Genomic DNA, 17,599 nt, shown 5'->3' with positions numbered 1-17,599 from the left:
CGGTGCGTATCGCAAAGCGACGGGTCAGCCCGGACGAACGGCCGTGTTGTACGGCATCAGGTCGATCGGGTCCGTCTTGACCGGCTTGCCCGGACGGGAAGCGTGCACGATCCGGCCGTTGCCGATGTACATCCCGACGTGCGAGACCGGGCTGTAGTAGAACACCAGGTCGCCCGGCATCAGCTGGCTCTTGGCGACGCGGCGGCCCTCGTTGGTCTGCGCCTTCGAGGAGTGCGACAGGGAGACCCCGGCCTTGCCCCAGGCGTACAGCATCAGGCCGGAGCAGTCGAAGGAGTTCGGTCCGGCGTCGCCCCACACGTAGGGGTCGCCCATCTGGGCCATCGCGACCTGAACCGCACGTCCGGCGCGGCCGTTGGCCGGAACCGGCAGGTCGTCGTCCATCCGGTCGCTGTCCCGGCTCGGGCGCTCGTCGCGGGCCTTCTCGGCTTCCTTCGCGTTCTCTTCCGCGATCCGCCGGCGCTCCGCGTCGCTGAGCTTGCCGAGAACCTTCTCGGCGTCGTCCAGGTTGCCCTTGGCCTCGGCGATCAGCTTGTTCTGCTGCGCCTGCACGGCCTGCAGCGAGGCGAGCTCGCTCTGCGCGCTGGCCTGCAGGTCGGCGACCTTGCCCTGCGCGTCCTGGAACTTCCGGAGCGCGGAGTTCTGCTGCCCGGCGAAGGCCTGGGCGGTGGAGGCCTGGCTGAGGAACTGGTCCGGGTTGGGCGACAGCAGCAACTGCGCCGTCGTCGACATCCCGGAGGTCTGGTAGCCGGCAACCGCGAGCGAGCCGATCTGACGCTTGACCGCGTCGACCTGGACCTGCTGCTTGCTGACGGCGGCCTGGAGAGCCTTCAGGCGGGCCTGGGACGCGGAGATCTGACCACGCAGGTCGTTCGCCGACTCACCGGCCTCTTCGGCCTTGTGCTGCAGAGCGGCAACCTGCTTCTTCGCCTCGTCCAGTGACGGCTTCGGATCGGCGTCCGCTCCCGACTGGATGAACAGCACACCCGCTACGACGGCGGTGCTGGTGATGGCGGCGAGGGCGATTCCCTTGGTGCGGTTGATGCGTCCGGTGGACACAGCCCGGTCGGTCCCTTCCTCTGCTCGACGCCGTCCCCGTCAACCACGCCGGTACTACAGGCTTAACGCCCGTACTGCCCGCGAGGTCACTCCCTCGGCTTCCCCGTTGCCCGGTCGGTCCGATCAACCGACACCCTGAGGCAACAGGACGTAACAGTAGTGACCGTTTCGTGACCGGTGCAATTCGCCCCTCGGGTTTGATCCAAACTTAACGTCGGATCACACCGAGCCGACCGCCGTTTCGCCTTCTCCGTCAGGGGTTTTGGCAGCAGCGTCGAACTCGACACTCCTGACAGCGTGCACGAGGCGTAACGGTGGCACGAGACCGGACTCGGCCAGTACGTCGAGCGCCGCGCGCTCATCATCATCGATGTGAATGGATTCGTGGCGTTCGGCGGCGAAGCCGAGAACCACCGAAACCACGCAGTCCTGGCAGCCGGGACCACGCATGACACAGGCGTCGCAGTCGATCAGCACAACGTCCTCCTAGGGGGAAGCTCCCCGGACTTGCATCCGGCTGAGAAGGACGCTAGAGACCCCCGCCGACAGTTCTTGAAAAAAGCACAGCTTGAAAAGAGCACAGTTTGAATCAGGCTCGCGCGATGCGGGCGATCAGGCTCGTTGCGGACAGTGAGCGCGCGCCGAGTCTTCCGATACTCTCGGCGACCTCACGGTCGGTCGACACGACGACGATCGGGCGGCCGGGAGGCTCGGCGCGGACCAGTTGGCGGATCACCTCGTCGGCGATCACACCGGCCGGACTGAACCGGACCCGCACGCCACGGGGTGGATTCAGCTGCACCGGTCCGGAGAGCTCAGCGCCGTCGAAGACGACGGTCACCTCGATCCGGCGTTGCGCCACGAGCGCGCCGAGCGCAGTGACCAGCCGCTGCCGTTGCGAATGCAGCGGCGAGGTCGGCCAGGCGGTCTTGGTGACGTTGTAGCCGTCGATGATCAGATGCACCTGCGGTAGCGCCAGAAGCTCGTCGAAGAGCGCTGGGTCGTCCTCAGGAGCCGTCCGGCCGACAGGAGCCGCCTCGGGCTCACGACCCGCCACAGTGTCGGCAGGGCGGAGCTCACCGCCCGGAGGCAGGGCCAGCTCGCGACGCAGACCGCTTGCAGCCTCGATCACCGTGTCCAGCAGCAGACGTGTACGCGTCGATGCCAGCTCGCGCTCCTGACCCGCCGTACGACGGGCTGCGTGTTCGACTGCTTCGAGCTCGGTGATGCGGGCGCGCAGCTTGCGCATCTCACGCTCGACCTCGGAACGTGCCGCGTCGACGCGTTCGTCCGCGGTCTCCGCCTCGGTAGTGCGTTGCTCCAGGTCGCTCTGCAGACCGGTGATCCGTTGCCGGGCCTCGTTGAGCTTGCGGCGCAGGGTGACGTTCTCGCCCTTCAGCTCGTTGACCTGCTCACGGAGGCGTTCGCGAACCTGACGGGTCTCGGTCCGGGCCTGATCGAGCTGATCCGACAGCCGGGCGATCGCCTCGTCATCCGCCTTCGGCACCTCGACCGGGAGCTGGGCGGCCGCGGCGATCCGCAGCTCCCAGTCGTCGGGGCGGAGCAGGTAGGCCAGGGCCGCGACCTCGACCGGGTCCGCCATCGGCACCGGGATACCTTCCGCCACCGCATCGCCCAGCTCCGCGTGCTCCCGTCGTACCTGGAAAGCGGTCAGCCGGCGGAAGTGCTCGTCGGTCTCCAGGATCGGGCCGAGCACGGACGCCGAGAGCTTGGCGCGCTTCGCCGGAGCGAAGCTCGCGAACCGGCGCAGAGGCGCCGGGACATCAGTCGCGGGGAGCTGGCCGAGCGCCTGCGCGGCAAGAGTCAGGACTCGTTGCCGGACCGGTTCGGGCAAAGTCGTAGCGGCGGAGCTCGCGGCGGTGCCTGCCTCAGTCACCGGTCCGCAGTCCGGCTGGGGTGACGGCCGTCACGCTGCTCGCTTGACGGCGCCCGTGGTGCAGACCACAACGAACCGGCGCGACGGCCGAATTCGCGGTGATCGCCTGTGTACGCATACCGAGAGCGTAGTCGACTCGCTCGCGTGTCACCTGCGGAATTGTCGGTGGCGACTCTTAGCGTCGTTGCCATGACCAGCCCGCCGCTGCCGACGTCGCCGCCGATTCGGGGTGTCCAGCCGAGTTTCGACGACCTCGGGACACCGCTGCGCGACATCACGTTCTGCGTGGTCGACCTGGAGACCACCGGTGGGGCGCCCGGCGACTCCGGGATCACCGAGATCGGCGCGGTGAAGGTGCGGGCGGGTGAGATCGTCGGCGAGTTCCAGACGCTGGTGAATCCCGGTGCCCCGATCCCGGCGTTCATCGCGGTGCTGACCGGCATCACGAACCCGATGGTTGCCTCGTCACCCCGGATCGACTCGGTGCTGCCGGCGTTCCTGGAGTTCGCCCGCGGCTGCGTGATGGTCGCGCACAACGCGCCGTTCGACATGGGCTTCCTCAAGCACGACAGCCTCGTGCACGGATACGACTGGCCCGATTTCACCGTCGTCGACACCGCGCTGCTCGCGCGCCGCGTGATCACGCCGGACGAAGCGCCGAACTGCAAGCTCGGGACGCTGGCCAAGCTGTTCCGCACCACCACGACCCCGAACCACCGCGCCCTGTCCGACGCCCGTGCCACCGTCGACGTGCTGCACGGGCTGTTCGAGCGGGTCGGCTCCCTCGGCGTACAGACTCTTGAGGATCTGCAGACCTTCAACTCCCGCGTCGCGCCGGCCGTTCGCGCGAAGCGGCACCTCGCCGAATCGTTGCCGCACGCACCGGGTGTGTATCTCTTCACCGACGACCGCGGCGAGGTGCTGTACGTCGGCAAGTCGAAGGACCTGCGCAACCGGGTCCGCTCGTACTTCACCGCCTCGGAGACCCGCAACCGGATCGGCGAGATGGTCGGCATCGCGACCTCGGTCCGCGGCATCGAGTGCGGTACGTCGCTCGAGGCGGAGATCCGGGAGTTGCGGCTGATCGCGGAGCACAAACCGCGGTACAACCGGCGGTCGAAGTTCCCGGAACGGCAGCACTGGCTGAAGGTCACCGTCGAGCCGTTCCCACGACTTTCGCTGGTCAAACAGGTGCGCGACGACGACGGCGGCTACCTCGGCCCGTTCAGCTCCCGCAAGACGGCCGAACGCGCCATGGCCGCCCTGCACGAAGCCTTCCCCATCCGCCAGTGCACCGCACGCATGTCGCGCACCCCTCGGTTGTCGCCCTGCGTGCTGGCCGAGATGGGCCGCTGCGTAGCGCCCTGCGACGGCCGCATCTCCACCGACTCGTACGGCGCTTTCGTCGACGACCTGCGCACCGCGCTGACCGCGGACCCGACGCCGGTCATCGACGCCCTCGACCGGCGCATCGACGTACTGTCCGCCGACGAACGCTTCGAAGACGCAGCAGTCCACCGGGATCGCCTGAGCGCCTTCGTCCGCAGCTCGGCGCGCATGCAGCGGATGGCATCCGTCACCAGCTGCGCCGAGATCTGCGCGGCCCGCCGTACCGACGACGGCGGCTGGGAGCTGCACGTCATCCGCCGCGGCCGCCTCGCCGCCGCCGGAATCAGCCCCCGCGGCACCGACCCCCGCCGCTACCTCGACATGCTCCGCGCCTCCGCCGAAACCGTTCTCCCCGGCATCGGCCCGGTAGCCACCGCCTCCCCCGAAGAGATCGACCTCGTCCTGCGCTGGCTGGACCAGCCCGGAATCCGCCTGGTCGAGATGGACGGCACCTGGATCTGCCCGATCACCGGCGCCGGCCGCCACCTCACCCGCATCGACAACGCCACCGCCGACCTCCACCACCCCTCCGAACGCCGCCGACTCCGCCCCCTGGGCCCCGCCCGAGCCAGCTGACAAGCACGCCGACTTCCACCAGCCGAGCCCTCCGACACCCCTCAAGTGGTGGCTGCTGTTCATCTGGTCGTACGGCGAGATCCCGGCACGATCGGCGTACAGGAGGAAGTCAGCAGCGGGGATCGCGGTCATTTGGCGCTCGGGGCTCTCGCGTCGGCGCGTACGGTCCGGTATCGCCTCCGGTGTCGGCTCCGATGTCGGCGATCGGGGAACGGTCTCGTCAGAAAGGCGGCGGATCCTCGAGCGGCCGAACGGCAGGCGGCACGTGCGGACGGCTGGACGGCGCGGAATGACGGGCGCCGGCATCCGGGTGGTTGGGACCGGGGCTGGGACCAGAGTTGGGACCGGGGTTGGGGCCGGGGTTGGGGCCGGGGTTGGGGGTGATGGGGCCTCGGGCGGGTGGGACGGTGGTGTAGCGGTGGCCGGTGGCGGCGACAGGTGTAGTGCCGCGCCGATCTCTGCGGCCCACGAGCGCTCCGGGTCGACCGGCCTGCCGGACGAATCGATCTCCTCCGGACGCGGAGTGTCGATCTCCTGTGCTTTGCGCTGCCGGAAGAACGAGGCCATCGCGCCGGCCTTCATCGCCTCTGCCCACGACGCCAGCCGCGACGCCGCCTTGAGGTACTCGATCAACGCCATCGGGGACAGGCATTGAACGCGCGCCGACTCCAACGCCGTCGCCAGATCGCCGCCGGGCGGAAGGAACACCCAGTCCGGCGCGAACTGGCGCAGCATGAAGCGCTCGGCCTCGTCCTGGTCGGCGGTTGCCCACAGCTCCCATTCCAGTTGGTCGACGGCTGACATCGGCGGGAGGTCGGCGTCGTACACATCCTCCTCGCTGAGCACCGTCGGCGATTCAGGGTCGTCGGAGTAGAACACGTCGTCGTAGATGTCGTCGGGCGGCTCGTCTGTATCGGGAGGCGGGAAGTAGGTCCCCAGGGGGCGGCAATCCGGTGGCGGAACGAGGGCGAACCGCCCACCCGGCCGGTTCGCGAAACTGCCGGCGAGCAGTTGCTCGTCGGAGGCGCGGGCCGAGTTGATCGTCATGCACACATATTAGAACATCTGTTCGATTACGCCAAATCGCCGGGTTCGGGGCGGGAACCGGGGGCGGTCGCCACTATGCTTCGGCTGGTCCGAGTGTGCTTCGAGGGAGAGGACGACATGGTCACCGCGATCGTGTTCATCAAGGCCGATGTCGCGCGGATCCCGGAGGTCGCCGAGCAGGTGGCGGCGATCGAGGGAGTCAGCGAGGTGTACTCCGTGACCGGCGGGCTCGACCTGATCGCCATGATCCGGGTCGCCCATCACGACGAGCTGGCGAGCGTGATTCCCGACCACGTGAACCGGGTTCCCGGCGTACTGAGCACGGAGACGCACATCGCGTTCCGGGCGTACTCGACCCATGATCTGGAGGCCGCGTTCAGCCTGGGCCAGGAGGACGGTGTCTGAGCCTCGGAGACCGCTTTTCCTGACAGACGCTGAAGTTACGGTGGACGCATGAGCAACCCTCCCGCTGGCTGGTACCCGGACCCGACGGGGCAGCCGGAAACCATCCGCTGGTGGAACGGGATGCAGTGGACCAACCAGACCGAGAAGGAAACGGTTCCGGGTGGCGGTGGGTCCGCGACGGCTCAGCCAGTGGATTCGGCTGCGACGGGTGAAGCTCAAGCCAGTGAACCGGCGGGGCAGTCTGCGGCGGACGAGCACGCGCTGAGCGAGGCCGAGGCGGGCGAGGACGCGCTGGGTGAGGCTGCGGCGGGTGGCGACGGGCCGCCTGCTGGAGGTACGACGGCATCCGCGGAGCGGAACGAGTCGCCGCGGTCGGCGCCCGCTCAGGAGACGGAGTCGGCGCCGCAGGGTCCGGTCGCGCCCGTGGTGGACGGGCCGAGTGTGGATGCTTCGGCACAGGTGCCCACGCCTTCGCAGGATGCTGGTTGGTGGTCCGATCCGCTTGAGTCGGAGAGCGGGCCGCGACTGTCGGCGGTGGAGTCCGTGGACGCAGGCGAGACTGCCGAAGCTGCTGGTGAGGCGCGCGGGCCTGATGAGCTGACGCCGTTCGAACGCGCCCGGGCGACATGGAACACGTCGGAGCTTGCCCCGGCACCGCCAGAGCACTGGACTCAGCAGCCCCTGCCGGACGAGGTCGATCCGACTCCGGAAGCCGAGCAAACGGCAGCGACCACCCCAACGGACGCTTCTGAGCAGGCGCCGAACAGATGGGCGCTGCGACTGGCTTCTGCGCCGGAGGGCGCAGCTGAAGCTGGTACGGCGGAGGCGGCCGCAGCCGAGGCTGGTGCGGCGGAGGCGGGTCCGACTGAGGCGGGTACGACGGATGCGCCGGCAGAGACCGGTTCCCGGAGTACTCGGGGTGGCTGGGCTGTCGACGGCGGCGGCGACCTCCAGCCTGGAGTTGGTGCTGCCGGTCGATGGGGGGCTGAGGTCGCCGATGCCTCGGCGGATGGTCAGGGTGTGAAGGCTGAAGCCGGTCCGCACAGCGGAGCCAGCGGTCGGCGCGCGGAGACAGGTGTCGAAGAGCCGGCCGGTACGACGACAGCTCGGGGAGCTGGGACTGCGGACGGCACCGGCACCACGACCGGCACAGGAAACAGTCCTGGAATCGCGATGGGACCTGGGACTGCGACGGCGGCTGAGGCGGGCGCAGGAACTGGGACAGCGGCGGGGACTGGCGCCGCGGCTGGTTCTGGGGCTGGGGGCGCTCAGGGGGTGGGTGGCGGTGCGGCGGGGTGGTCCGATGTGAGTTGGACCGAGGCGCCGAACGCCGTACGGAAGTCGCATGGTCCAGGCGCGGCGGACGAGGGTGCTGCGGTTCGGAGTGGCGTCGAACCTGATGGCGAGAGCGCTCAGGAGCGGGCCGACCTGAGTTCGGGTGGCGAGGTGAGGGAGGTGCCGCCGGCCCGGGGTGATCAGGCGGGCGACGCGTCGGTTCCGGGTGTGGCTGAGGCTTCGCAGGTGCAGTCGGGTTGGGGTGTGGATCCGGAGCTGGAGCAGGCTCCGAGCAAGCAGAACTGGGGCGTTGCGGCCGGTGGGCAGAGCAGTGGTCGGAGAGCTGCGACCACTGGCGGGCAAGACGAGGAGACGGACGCCTCAAAGACATCCCCTGGTGGGCACGAGGCCAACAGTCCGAGCGGGGGTCAGCGGCCGGTAGCGAACCCGTGGGGAGTGCAGCAGCCGGCGGATGCTCAGCAGTCCGCTGGTACGCCCTGGGCCGAGCGCCAGGAGACCGGGCCGTCGCCAGACACCGCTCCTGCAGTAGGCGGCAACAACCCGTGGGCGTCAGGTGGCCAGAAGGCTGGCACCGGGCAGCCTGCTTGGGGTACTGGGCAGAGCGACGGCGGTCCGTGGGCGGGTCAGCACGAGACGGCCTGGGGAGCTGAGCAGTCTGGTGCTCAGACCGCCGCTGGTCCCTGGGGTGAGCAGAAGCAGGCAGCTTGGGGAGGTCGGCAAGGCAACGCGGGCCCTGCGCAGGGTGAAGCTGGACCGTGGGGTGGTGAGGCGGACCGTCGTGGGCGAGTTACCTCGACGGGGGCCGTCACGGAGAAGAGGCCGTCCGGTGGCGGTAGTGGGCCTTCGGGCACGAGGCTGCCGCTGCTGATCGGTGGTGGGATCGCGTTGGTGATGCTGATCGTCGCCGCGATCTTCCTGATCACGAGGCCGGACGACAACAAGGCTGACCCGCTGCCGACGACGCCGGTCAGCCGGCCGACGAGTACCACGAAGCCCGGTCAGTCGAAGAACCCCAAGCTGCACGAAGGCGAGCGGATCTCGTCGACCGCGATCTCGTTCCCGCGGCGTACCGGGTTGTGGTCGGACCGCAAGCGGCTGGTACCGCAGTTGCTCGACTCCAGCGGGCAGTACATGCTGCTGCAGGAGAAGTTCGACGGGACCAACAGCTGGTACGCGAACATCTTTGTCGGTGCACTGGGCAACGAGGCCCGGTACGGCGGCGACCCGAAGGCGACCGCGCTGGCGCTCGCGAACGAAGTGCCTGCGACGCTGTACGGCGGTATCCCGATCACCCGCAAGCCCGGGGCGAACGGTGCCGTGAAACGGTCGGACAAGTCGGGCTGGTACGTGCAGCAGACGGTGACGGCGAAATCGGGCAAGGTGACCGCCCGGGTGCTTACGCTGACAGTAGCCGTCTTCGACCTAGGAGACGGGACCTCCGTCGCCTACATCAGCGACATCCCCACCACCCGGCCGGACCTGAAAGCGGCCGAAAGCCAGGCCTACAAGGGAATCAACGTTGGCTGACAACGACAACCAAAACCCGCCCCCGCCCCCGCGACGCTCCGGCCGCCACAGCGCTCCCCCGCCGCCGCCGGTCGCTCCCGCCCGCCGTCCACCCACCGCTTCCACCTCCCGCACAGCCGACGGTACGGCGCTGCCGCTGCCCCTGCCGGACAGTTCGGAGACCGCACGGCCGCCGCTGTCCGCCGCGCCTGGTCCCACCGAACCCCTGAGCTCGGATGGGCCACGCACGTCCGACAACGCGCGTCCGTTGGACGGTGCGGGTCCGCTAGATGGTGCGAACGCGTCGGACAGTGCGAGCGGGTTGGACAGTGCAACTGGGCTGGACGGTGGAAGCGGGTTGGGCAGCGCGGGCCCCCTGAGCGGTGGGGGCATGCTGGTTAGCGGCGGCCTGCTGGGTGGTGTTGGTGGGTTGGACGGTCTTGCTGGGCGGTCTGGTCCTGGTGAGGTGGGTGATGTGCTGATGGGGCAGTCGCCTGCGCCCGCGCCGCCACCACCTCCGCCGCCGCGCTCCCCCAGCCGAAGCGCGCAGACGGAGCAGTACGGCGGGGACACGGGTCAGCCGGCGTACCCCGGCCAGCCCGCGCCGCAGTTCAACCAGCCGCCTGAGCAGGGACCGGCAGCTGAGCCGATCCCGCCACAAGGACCGCTGCAGATGCAGGTCTCAGCACCGATGCAGAGTCCAGAGTCGGCACACGGGCCCGGTCCTGGATCCGCACACGGACGCGGGCCTGAGTCGACACAGGAAGCCAAGCCGGCAGACGGGCCGGGCCAAGCACAGGGATCTGGGTCGCCGCACGGTCCGGGACAGGCACAGGGACCCGGGCTGACGCAGGGACCCGGGCCAGGGCACGGGCCCGGGCTGGCGCAGGGGCCGGGGTTGGCGGATGGACTGGGAGTTCCGCGGTCGGGTGGTTCGATGCCTGGTGCAGCGACTAGTGGTCCGACGCAGTATCCGCTGCAGCAACCAGGTTCGGGTCAGCCTGCGCCGTTGGCTGGGCAGCCGAGCGCTGGTCCGTACGGCGGTCCGCCGGTGCGCGCTGGTCAGCCGCTGATCTCCGGGGAGCCTGACTTCTCGGGGCAGGGGCCGCGCTTTGGGCAGGTGAGTGCTCCGAGCGGTCAGCCGATGGCTGGGCCGAGAGGTGAACAAGCGGTTCCTGGTCCTGGGAGCATTCAGCCGACTTCTGGTTCGGAGTACCGGCCGCCGGTGGCGGGACCGCACTCCGGGCAGCCCTGTGATGTGCCTTCGGCTGGTGAGCTGCGCACAGGACAGGTACCGGTCGCTCCAGCGGGCGAACCAGGTGCAGGACAGCCGCCGGTGGGACCACTCACGCCGCGCATGGGACAGGCGCCGGTGGGACCGCAGGCCGCGCAGCCGCCGCGTGCGGGATCTTGGCCGCCGGTGGGACCCGTGGGTCCGCTGGGTGGGCAGCCGGGGCACGGACCGCGCTCGGCATCGACCGGTCCGCAGGGCGGCCAATTCAGCCAGGAGTCGCGTCCGGGTTCGACGGATCCACAGAGCGGGGAGCCGCACCACGGGCCGCGTTCGGGGTCACCCATGCCGCAGGGCGGGGAGCCTGGGTATGCAACACACTCGGGATGGCCAGATCCGCGGGGCGGGCAGGTTCCGTCAGGATGGGAGCCACACCTGCCGCCACATGCCCAGAGCGGGACTCCCGCTCCGGGCGGCGCTCCGATACAAGGCGGTCCCCCAGTGCGAGGCGGGGGTCCAGTGCAGGCAGGAACTACAACGCCGGGCATGGAGCCTGGCCACGGCGGGCCCGCAGCACCAGCCGGAACCGCATCGCCTGCAGGATCCCCCGGACAAGGCGCGGGACCGGCCAACGGCACCGCCCCGATGCAGGCAGCCAACCCGGCTCAGGGCGCGACGCCGATGCAAGGCGGGCCTCCCCGACAGGTGGGGCCGGTCCGGCGCGGCGCCGTACCGCCCCAAGGCTGGACTCCAGCCCAAGGGCCGGCTCCGGCGCGAGGCGAGGCTCCCGCGCAGATCGGGACCCCGGTCCAGAGTGCGGGACCGTCCCACGGCGGCGGTCCGGCACGAGACGGCGCTCCGGTACAAGGTGGTGCTCCGGTACAAGGCGGGATGCCGCCACGAGACGGTGCTCCGGTGCGAGGCGGGACGGTCGCGCAGGGCGGGACTGCGACGGAAGGTGCGGGACCGGTCTACAACGGGCCTCCGCCGCACAGCGGACCACAGGCGCCGATCGGAAGCCCAGTGCAAGGCGCGGGACCGGCGCGGGGTGAGAGTCACGCGGAGGTCGGGGCGCCGGTGCAACGTGCGACTTCGGCTCAGGGTGAGAGTCCCACGGCTGTTGCGGGGCCGGTGCGAGGTGGCGGGGCGGCGGCTTACAGTGGGGGGTTGTTGAGTGGTGGGGAGGCGGCGCTGGTTGGGCGTCGTCGGGGTGGGGTGGTTGGAGTGCCTGAGGCTGAGGGGTATGGGGTGGTTTTGCGGCAGAGTGGTGATTCGGGTGCGCGGGCTCGGTTGGTTGGGGCCTTGGTGCTGGTGGTGGCGGCTTTGGTGGCTACTGCTTTGTGTGTGGGCTGGATCTGGACGCGTGCCGACGCGGTGACGCCTGTGTCGTTGCCGTCCGGGAAGCCTGGGTTGTCCACGGTGAGTCCTTCGGTGAGCCCGTCGTCGACGCCGCCTCCGAAGGGGCAGGTGCTCGGGTCGCAGATCGTTGCCGTGAACAAGGACACCATGCCGATCATGGGGTCGGCCTGGAGCACGAGCGGTGACCGGAGCGGGTTGTTCGGCAGCGCTGCGGTGATGTTCACCGTGCACGAGGACTACAACGGCGTCGCCGATTGGGTGAACGTCGTCTCGTTCGGTCAGTTGACGCCGACGGTGAAGGTCACGAGCACGCCGGCCGGGCTCAAGGCCGCGGCGACGCAGGCGGGTTCACGCGCGATCATCGGCCTGTACGGCGAGGGCGCGAAGATCTCCGCCACGACGCACAAGGTGATCACGGTCGACGGTCACCAGGGGCACGAGATCACGACCCGGGTCGCGGTCAGCGCGCCGAAGCTGCCGGAGACGTTCTCGACCGTGCTGATCGCGGTGATCGACCGCGGCGACGGTACGGCGGCCGTGTCGATCGGCGACATCGCCGGGTCGACGCCGACGTGGATCCCGGTCTGGCGTACCAAGGTCAGCCAGATCAAGATCAACCGCTGAAATCGCTGAGAAGGCCGGCGCGACCACAGTCCCGCCGGCTAACCAAGCAAGAGGACTAGCCGCGCACCGCGATGCAAGCGGCGATCCAGCGATCCAGGACGTCCTTCGCCGCACCGGAGTCGATCGCCTCAGCCGCGCGATCCATACCGGTCCGGATCCGCGCGGTGATCGGTCCCTCCACGGGCGTGTACGCCGCCAGCGCGGCACCGGCGTTCAGCAGTACGACGTCGCGCACCGCCCCCACCTCGCCCTCGAGCAGCGACCGGGCGACCTTCGCGTTGTACGGCGCGTCCGCCCCCTTCAAGGCCTCCGCCGGAACCGGCTCGATGCCGAGATCCCGAGGATCCAGCGTGAACGGCCCCTCGACCTCTCCCCCGCCGACGTTCCACACCTGCGACGTCGTACGGGTGGTGAGCTCGTCGAGACCGTCGTCGCCGTGGAAGACGAGCGCGTCGATCCCGCGCCGGGCCAGTACGCCGGCCATCAGCCCGGCGACCCGTGCGTCGCCGACGCCGACCGCTTGCGCGGAGGGGTCGCCCGGGTTCGCCAGTGGGCCGAGGAAGTTGAAGGTGGTCGGTACGCCGAGCTCACGCCGCGGTACGGCGGCGTGTCGCAGCGCCGGGTGGAACGCCGGCGCGAAGCAGAAGGTGATTCCCGCCCGCTCGCCTACTTCGGCGACCTGCGCCGCGGTGAGGTCGAGCGGAATCCCCAGCTCGGCCAGTACGTCGGCCGATCCGCACGCCGACGAGGCGGCGCGGTTGCCGTGTTTGACCACCTTGGCCCCGGCGCCCGCGGCGACGATGGCCGACATCGTGCTGATGTTCACGGTGTGCGCCTGGTCGCCGCCGGTACCGACGACGTCCAGGGTCCGTCCCGGCACCGTGATCCGGGTGGCGAAGTCGCGCATCGTCGCGACCAGGCCCTCGACCTCGACGACCGTCTCGCCCTTGGCACGCAGCGCGATCACGAATCCGGCGAGCTGCGCGGGTGACGCGGCCCCGGACAGGATCTGCTCCATCGCCCACGCGGTGGCGGCGGCCTCCAGGTCCTCGCCCCGCAGCAGCGGGTTGAGGACGTGGGGCCAGGTGTAGGCGGCCATCGCCGGGATCAGGTCGTGGCAGGCAGTTTGGCGACCACGGTCCGGAGCAGACCAGCGGTCACCTCGGCGAGCCGGACCGGGTCGATCGGGTGCGAGACCGCGGCCTCGGCGCGCGACCAGGTGGCGAGCCAGGCGTCCTGCGGACGGCCGGTGATGACCAGCACCGGCGGGCACTGGAAGATCTCGTCCTTCAGCTGCCGGGCGATCCCCATCCCGCCGGCCGGGACCGCTTCGCCGTCCAGGATGGCCAGGTCGATGCCGCCCTTGTCCATGGCCTTGATCACGGCCGGCTCGGTCGCACACTCGACGTACTCGAGGGCGGGCAGGTCACTGGCCGGACGCTTGCCCAGCGCCAGCCGGACGGACTCCCGCGTCGTACGGTCGTCGCTGTAGACGAGAACCTTCAGCGGACGCTCTGAGCTCATCGATTCATCCCAAGCTGTGAAAAAGACGACTGGACAGCTGAATGCTACCGGGGTGCCTGCTCGGCCCGGCGCGCCTGCTCCTCCAAGCGGTCCAGCCGGCGGTCCTCGCGGCGTGCCTCACGCTGCGAGTCACGCACCCACTGGACGAACAGGACACCGAAGAACACCAGTCCGACGATGTCCCCGGACCCCCACAACAGACCGCCGGCGATGAACTGGTCGTGCAGCGGCGACGGCGGCCAGGAGCGTTCGAAACTCGTGTACCAGTCCTCGGCGATCAGCTTGTTCGCGGACATGATCGTGATGCCGAGGAACGCGTGGAACGGCAACGTGAGGAACGTCATGATGAGCCGGAACGGGTAGATCACCCGCCCGGGGACCGGGTCGAGGCCCAGCAGCGGCCAGAAGAACAGCGATCCGACCAGGATGAAGTGGAAGTGCAGCAGGTCGTGCAGCGCGGTCGAGCGCAGCGTCGCGTCGTAGATGCCACTGAAATAGAGCACCCAGGGGCTCAGCACGAACAGCGTGAAGCCGATCAGCGGGAAGCAGGCGACCTTCGCGAACCGCGAATGCAATACGGAGAGCAACCATTTCCGGGGCCGCTGGGGCAGCGTCCGCAGTGCCAGCGTGACCGGCGCGCCGAGCGCGAGCATCAGCGGCGTCAGCATCGACAGGATCATGTGCTGGGCCATGTGCACGCTCAGCAGCACCGTGTCGTAGGTGCCCAGCGCCGACTGGGTGGCGATCACGGCGCTCCCCAGGCCCAGCCCGACGAAGGCGAACGTCCGCCCGCGCGCCCATTTGTCGCCACGTTTCCGCAGCTGATGGACGCCGTACAGGTAGAGCGCGCCGATGGCAACGATCACGGCGAGTAACACCGGTTCGAAGGTCCAGGCAGTCAGTAACCGCAGCGGCGTGAAGGGCGCGATCTGGTCACCGGGCCCGGCGTGGAGGGGAAGCACCTGTCCACAGTAGAAGCACCGTTCCGCGACATGCATGGGGGTGGTCGTAGTACTTCGCAGATGGACCGACATAATGACGGCGTGGCCACTGCAACTGCGCTCCCAGCGTCTCGTGAACACGGGCACCATGACCGTCCCAGCATGGTCAGTGTCGGCACGATCGTCTGGCTCGCGAGCGAACTGATGTTCTTCGCCGCCCTTTTCGCGGCGTACTTCACGATCCGGTCGGTAACGACCGCGACCGCGGCGCCTGGGACGGAGACGCTCTGGGACGCGTCGACCGAGATGCTGAACGTCCCGTTCGCGCTCACCAACACGCTGATCCTGGTGCTCTCCTCGGTGACGTGCCAGTTCGGCGTCTTCGCGGCCGAGCACGGCCGGGTCGGCCGGGTCGGATCGGCGGTGAACTTCCTCAAGTGGGGTATGCGTGAGTGGTTCATCCTCACGTACCTGATGGGCGCTGTCTTCATCGCCGGTCAGGTCACCGAGTACGCCACGCTGATCCACGAGGGCATCACGATCTCGTCCTCGCCGTACGGGTCGGTCTTCTACCTGACCACCGGGTTCCACGGCCTGCACGTGACCGGCGGTCTGCTCGCGTTCGTGTTCGTTCTGGCCAGGACGTACATGGCCCGCAAGTTCACCCACGAACAGGCCGTCTCGGCGATCGTCGTGTCGTACTACTGGCACTTCGTCGACGTGGTCTGGATCGCCCTGTTCGCGACCATCTACCTGCTCAAATGAGTGAGAAGAGAACCTCCTTGTCACCGGCGCGCTTTCTCTCCGCGCGACGACGGCACCGGTCCGCCGGCCTCGTCGTGCTCCTGTTCGGCCTCCTGGCAGTGGGCTCGGCGTACGCCGCGTTTGCCCCTGGCAGCGCGGTGGCCGACAACTCGGCCCAGTCCCAGCAGATCGAAGAGGGCAAGAAGCTCTTCGCGGTCGGCTGCTCCAGCTGTCACGGCCTGAACGCCGAAGGCAGCGGGAACGGTGAGGGCGACATGGCCGGCCCCTCGCTGATCGGAGTGGGCGCGGCCGCCGTCGACTTCCAGGTCGGCACCGGCCGGATGCCCGCGATGCAGCCGGGCGCCCAGATCCCGCGCAAGACTCCGTCCTACACGCCGGAGGAGATCGAGGCCCTGGCCGCGTACGTCGCCTCGCTCGCCCCGGGCCCGGCGGTTCCGGCGACCGACTCGTACGACATCAGCAAGGCCACCGACGAGCAGGTCACCCGCGGTGGCGAGCTGTTCCGGACGAACTGCACGGCCTGCCACAACTTCGCCGGCAAGGGCGGCGCGCTGCCCAAGGGCAAGTACGCGCCGTCGCTGATGGGGGTCGACCCCAAGCACATCTACGAGGCGATGCTCACCGGTCCGCAGCAGATGCCGGTCTTCTCCGACCAGGTGATGCTGCCGGAGGACAAGCGCGACATCATCGCCTACCTGCACGCGCTGCAGGAGCAGAAGGACCCGGGTGGCTTCGGCCTCGGCCGGCTCGGCCCGGTCTCCGAGGGTCTGTGGGGCTGGCTGGTCGGTATCGGCCTGCTGGTCGCGGTCGCCGTCTGGATCGGCGCCAAGGGAGTCAAGGCCAAGGGTGCCGGCGCGCACAGTGGCGGCGGCGCACACGGAGGCGGCGCGCACGGAGGGGGGGCCGAATGAGCGACAAGAATCTGCCCGTGAAGGCAGGAGACGAAGACCACGGCGCGGTCGAGGTGGCCGAGCCGATCGCGGATCCGGGTCTGGAGCCGCACGAGTACCGGATCACCGATCTCGACCCGAAGGCCGCGGACCGCGCGGAGCGTCAGGTCGCGACGATGTTCACGCTGGCCGGCCTGCTCGCGCTCGGCGCCTGCGTCGCGTACTTCGCGATCCCGCGGGACGCGATCCTCGAGTTCGGCCCGCTGACCGGTAACGCGAACAACATGACCATCGGCCTGTGCCTGGGCGTGGGTCTGTTCCTGATCGGCGCCGGCGCGATCCAGTGGGCCAAGCAGCTGATGGTCGACACCGAGATCGTCGAGCTCCGGCACGACGCCAACTCCACCCCGGAGCAGAAGGCCGACATCATGGCCGGCTTCTCCGAGGGTGCGGCCGAGTCCGGCTTCGGCCGGCGCAAGCTGATCCGCCGGTCCCTGCTCGGCGCGATGGGCCTGCTCGGCCTACCGGCCATCGTCCTGCTGCGCGACCTCGGTCCGCTGCCGGGCCGCAGCCTGTACAACACCATCTGGGCCAAGGGCATCCGGGTCGTCAACGACGTCACCGACCGCCCGATCAAGCCGTCCGACCTGCAGGTCGGTCAGCTGGTCAACGCCCAGCCGGCCAACCTCACTCCGCTGCAGGAGGAGAGCGCGGTCGAGTACCAGAACGCCAAGGCCAAGGCCGCGGTGATCGTGGTCCGGATCGAGCCGGGCAAGATCCAGGCGCCGGCCGGTCGCGAGAACTGGGGCATCGACGGCATCCTGTGCTACTCCAAGATCTGCACCCATGTGGGTTGCCCGATCTCGCTGTACGAGCAGACCACGCACCACGTGCTCTGCCCGTGCCACCAGTCGACGTTCGATCTGGCCGACGGCGCGAAGGTGGTCTTCGGACCTGCCGCCCGGCCGCTGCCGCAGCTACCGTTGGCAGTGGACGCAGAGGGCTACCTGATCGCGCAGAGCCCCTTCACCGAGCCGGTCGGCCCGAGCTTCTGGGAACGAGGGTGACACCA

The 17,599-nt window shown here is 69.4% G+C and carries 14 protein-coding genes; 7 read left to right on the top strand and 7 right to left on the bottom strand.

Features of this window, described 5'->3' with window-relative positions:
* Positions 1 to 24 precede the first annotated feature (24 nt).
* The 4 genes from OG474_RS34340 to OG474_RS34325 all read right to left on the bottom strand — a co-directional run bounded on the left by OG474_RS34340 (position 25) and on the right by OG474_RS34325 (position 3,092).
* Positions 25 to 1,077, bottom strand: coding sequence for an NlpC/P60 family protein (locus OG474_RS34340; protein ID WP_405057774.1), 1,053 nt, complete (start codon positions 1,075 to 1,077; stop codon positions 25 to 27).
* Positions 1,078 to 1,296: 219 nt separating this feature from the next.
* Positions 1,297 to 1,554, bottom strand: coding sequence for a hypothetical protein (locus OG474_RS34335; protein WP_405057773.1), 258 nt, complete (start codon positions 1,552 to 1,554; stop codon positions 1,297 to 1,299).
* 112 nt (positions 1,555 to 1,666) lie between these two features.
* Positions 1,667 to 2,974: an NYN domain-containing protein gene (locus tag OG474_RS34330; protein ID WP_405057772.1), complete on the bottom strand. Its 1,308-nt coding sequence runs from the start codon at positions 2,972 to 2,974 to the stop codon at positions 1,667 to 1,669.
* Positions 2,967 to 3,092, bottom strand: a complete 126-nt coding sequence (locus tag OG474_RS34325) for a hypothetical protein (protein WP_405057771.1) — start codon at positions 3,090 to 3,092, stop codon at positions 2,967 to 2,969. The genes OG474_RS34330 and OG474_RS34325 overlap by 8 nt, the downstream gene beginning before the upstream one ends.
* Positions 3,093 to 3,163: 71 nt before the next feature.
* Between OG474_RS34325 and OG474_RS34320 the strand changes: the two genes are divergently transcribed.
* The 4 genes from OG474_RS34320 (at position 3,164) to OG474_RS34305 (ending at position 12,407) form a co-directional block, all read left to right on the top strand.
* The gene (locus OG474_RS34320) at positions 3,164 to 4,939 is read left to right on the top strand and encodes a DEDD exonuclease domain-containing protein (RefSeq protein ID WP_405057770.1); all 1,776 of its coding nucleotides are present in this window, start codon (positions 3,164 to 3,166) and stop codon (positions 4,937 to 4,939) included.
* Positions 4,940 to 6,103: 1,164 nt separating this feature from the next.
* Positions 6,104 to 6,391: an Lrp/AsnC family transcriptional regulator gene (locus OG474_RS34315; RefSeq protein WP_405057769.1), complete on the top strand. Its 288-nt coding sequence runs from the start codon at positions 6,104 to 6,106 to the stop codon at positions 6,389 to 6,391.
* 48 nt (positions 6,392 to 6,439) lie between these two features.
* Positions 6,440 to 9,214 carry a DUF2510 domain-containing protein gene (locus OG474_RS34310; RefSeq protein ID WP_405057768.1) on the top strand — a complete coding sequence of 925 codons (2,775 nt, stop codon included), beginning with the start codon at positions 6,440 to 6,442 and terminating at the stop codon, positions 9,212 to 9,214.
* Between the two features lie 2,434 nt (positions 9,215 to 11,648).
* Positions 11,649 to 12,407 carry a hypothetical protein gene (locus OG474_RS34305; protein ID WP_405057767.1) on the top strand — a complete coding sequence of 253 codons (759 nt, stop codon included), beginning with the start codon at positions 11,649 to 11,651 and terminating at the stop codon, positions 12,405 to 12,407.
* 55 nt (positions 12,408 to 12,462) lie between these two features.
* Here the strand turns inward: OG474_RS34305 and trpD are convergent, their stop codons facing one another.
* From trpD to OG474_RS34290, 3 genes are read right to left on the bottom strand one after another with little or no spacing between them, the layout of a single operon-like run.
* Positions 12,463 to 13,506, bottom strand: coding sequence for an anthranilate phosphoribosyltransferase (gene trpD / locus OG474_RS34300; protein WP_405057766.1), 1,044 nt, complete (start codon positions 13,504 to 13,506; stop codon positions 12,463 to 12,465).
* A gap of 8 nt (positions 13,507 to 13,514) precedes the next feature.
* On the bottom strand, positions 13,515 to 13,931 hold the full coding sequence (locus OG474_RS34295; RefSeq protein WP_405057765.1) for a hypothetical protein: 417 nt from the start codon (positions 13,929 to 13,931) through the stop codon (positions 13,515 to 13,517).
* A 44-nt stretch (positions 13,932 to 13,975) separates the two neighbouring features.
* Complete coding sequence (locus OG474_RS34290) at positions 13,976 to 14,893, bottom strand: cytochrome c oxidase assembly protein (RefSeq protein ID WP_405057764.1); 918 nt, start codon at positions 14,891 to 14,893, stop codon at positions 13,976 to 13,978.
* Between the two features lie 81 nt (positions 14,894 to 14,974).
* Between OG474_RS34290 and OG474_RS34285 the strand changes: the two genes are divergently transcribed.
* From OG474_RS34285 to OG474_RS34275, 3 genes are read left to right on the top strand one after another with little or no spacing between them, the layout of a single operon-like run.
* Positions 14,975 to 15,637: a heme-copper oxidase subunit III gene (locus tag OG474_RS34285; protein ID WP_405057763.1), complete on the top strand. Its 663-nt coding sequence runs from the start codon at positions 14,975 to 14,977 to the stop codon at positions 15,635 to 15,637.
* A complete protein-coding gene (locus OG474_RS34280) occupies positions 15,634 to 16,548 on the top strand; it encodes a c-type cytochrome (protein ID WP_405057762.1) in 915 nt (304 codons plus the stop codon). Before OG474_RS34285 ends, OG474_RS34280 begins: the two co-directional genes overlap by 4 nt.
* Positions 16,545 to 17,594 carry a Rieske 2Fe-2S domain-containing protein gene (locus tag OG474_RS34275; RefSeq protein ID WP_405057761.1) on the top strand — a complete coding sequence of 350 codons (1,050 nt, stop codon included), beginning with the start codon at positions 16,545 to 16,547 and terminating at the stop codon, positions 17,592 to 17,594. The genes OG474_RS34280 and OG474_RS34275 overlap by 4 nt, the downstream gene beginning before the upstream one ends.
* Positions 17,595 to 17,599: the final 5 nt, after the last annotated feature.

Origin of the sequence: Kribbella sp. NBC_01505, assembly GCF_045040285.1 — a bacterium.
Lineage (GTDB): Bacteria > Actinomycetota > Actinomycetes > Propionibacteriales > Kribbellaceae > Kribbella.
This window is presented reverse-complemented; position numbering and strand designations above follow the sequence as displayed.

Bases quoted from the DNA above. Each gene is read 5' to 3' on its own strand.
- OG474_RS34315 (WP_405057769.1), top strand. From the start codon at position 6,104: ATGGTCACCGCGATCGTGTTCATCAAGGCCGATGTCGCGCGGATCCCG.
- OG474_RS34280 (WP_405057762.1), top strand. From the start codon at position 15,634: ATGAGTGAGAAGAGAACCTCCTTGTCACCGGCGCGCTTTCTCTCCGCG.
- OG474_RS34325 (WP_405057771.1), bottom strand. From the start codon at position 3,092: ATGCGTACACAGGCGATCACCGCGAATTCGGCCGTCGCGCCGGTTCGT.
- OG474_RS34310 (WP_405057768.1), top strand. From the start codon at position 6,440: ATGAGCAACCCTCCCGCTGGCTGGTACCCGGACCCGACGGGGCAGCCG.
- OG474_RS34275 (WP_405057761.1), top strand. From the start codon at position 16,545: ATGAGCGACAAGAATCTGCCCGTGAAGGCAGGAGACGAAGACCACGGC.
- OG474_RS34295 (WP_405057765.1), bottom strand. From the start codon at position 13,931: ATGAGCTCAGAGCGTCCGCTGAAGGTTCTCGTCTACAGCGACGACCGT.
- trpD (WP_405057766.1), bottom strand. From the start codon at position 13,506: ATGGCCGCCTACACCTGGCCCCACGTCCTCAACCCGCTGCTGCGGGGC.
- OG474_RS34320 (WP_405057770.1), top strand. From the start codon at position 3,164: ATGACCAGCCCGCCGCTGCCGACGTCGCCGCCGATTCGGGGTGTCCAG.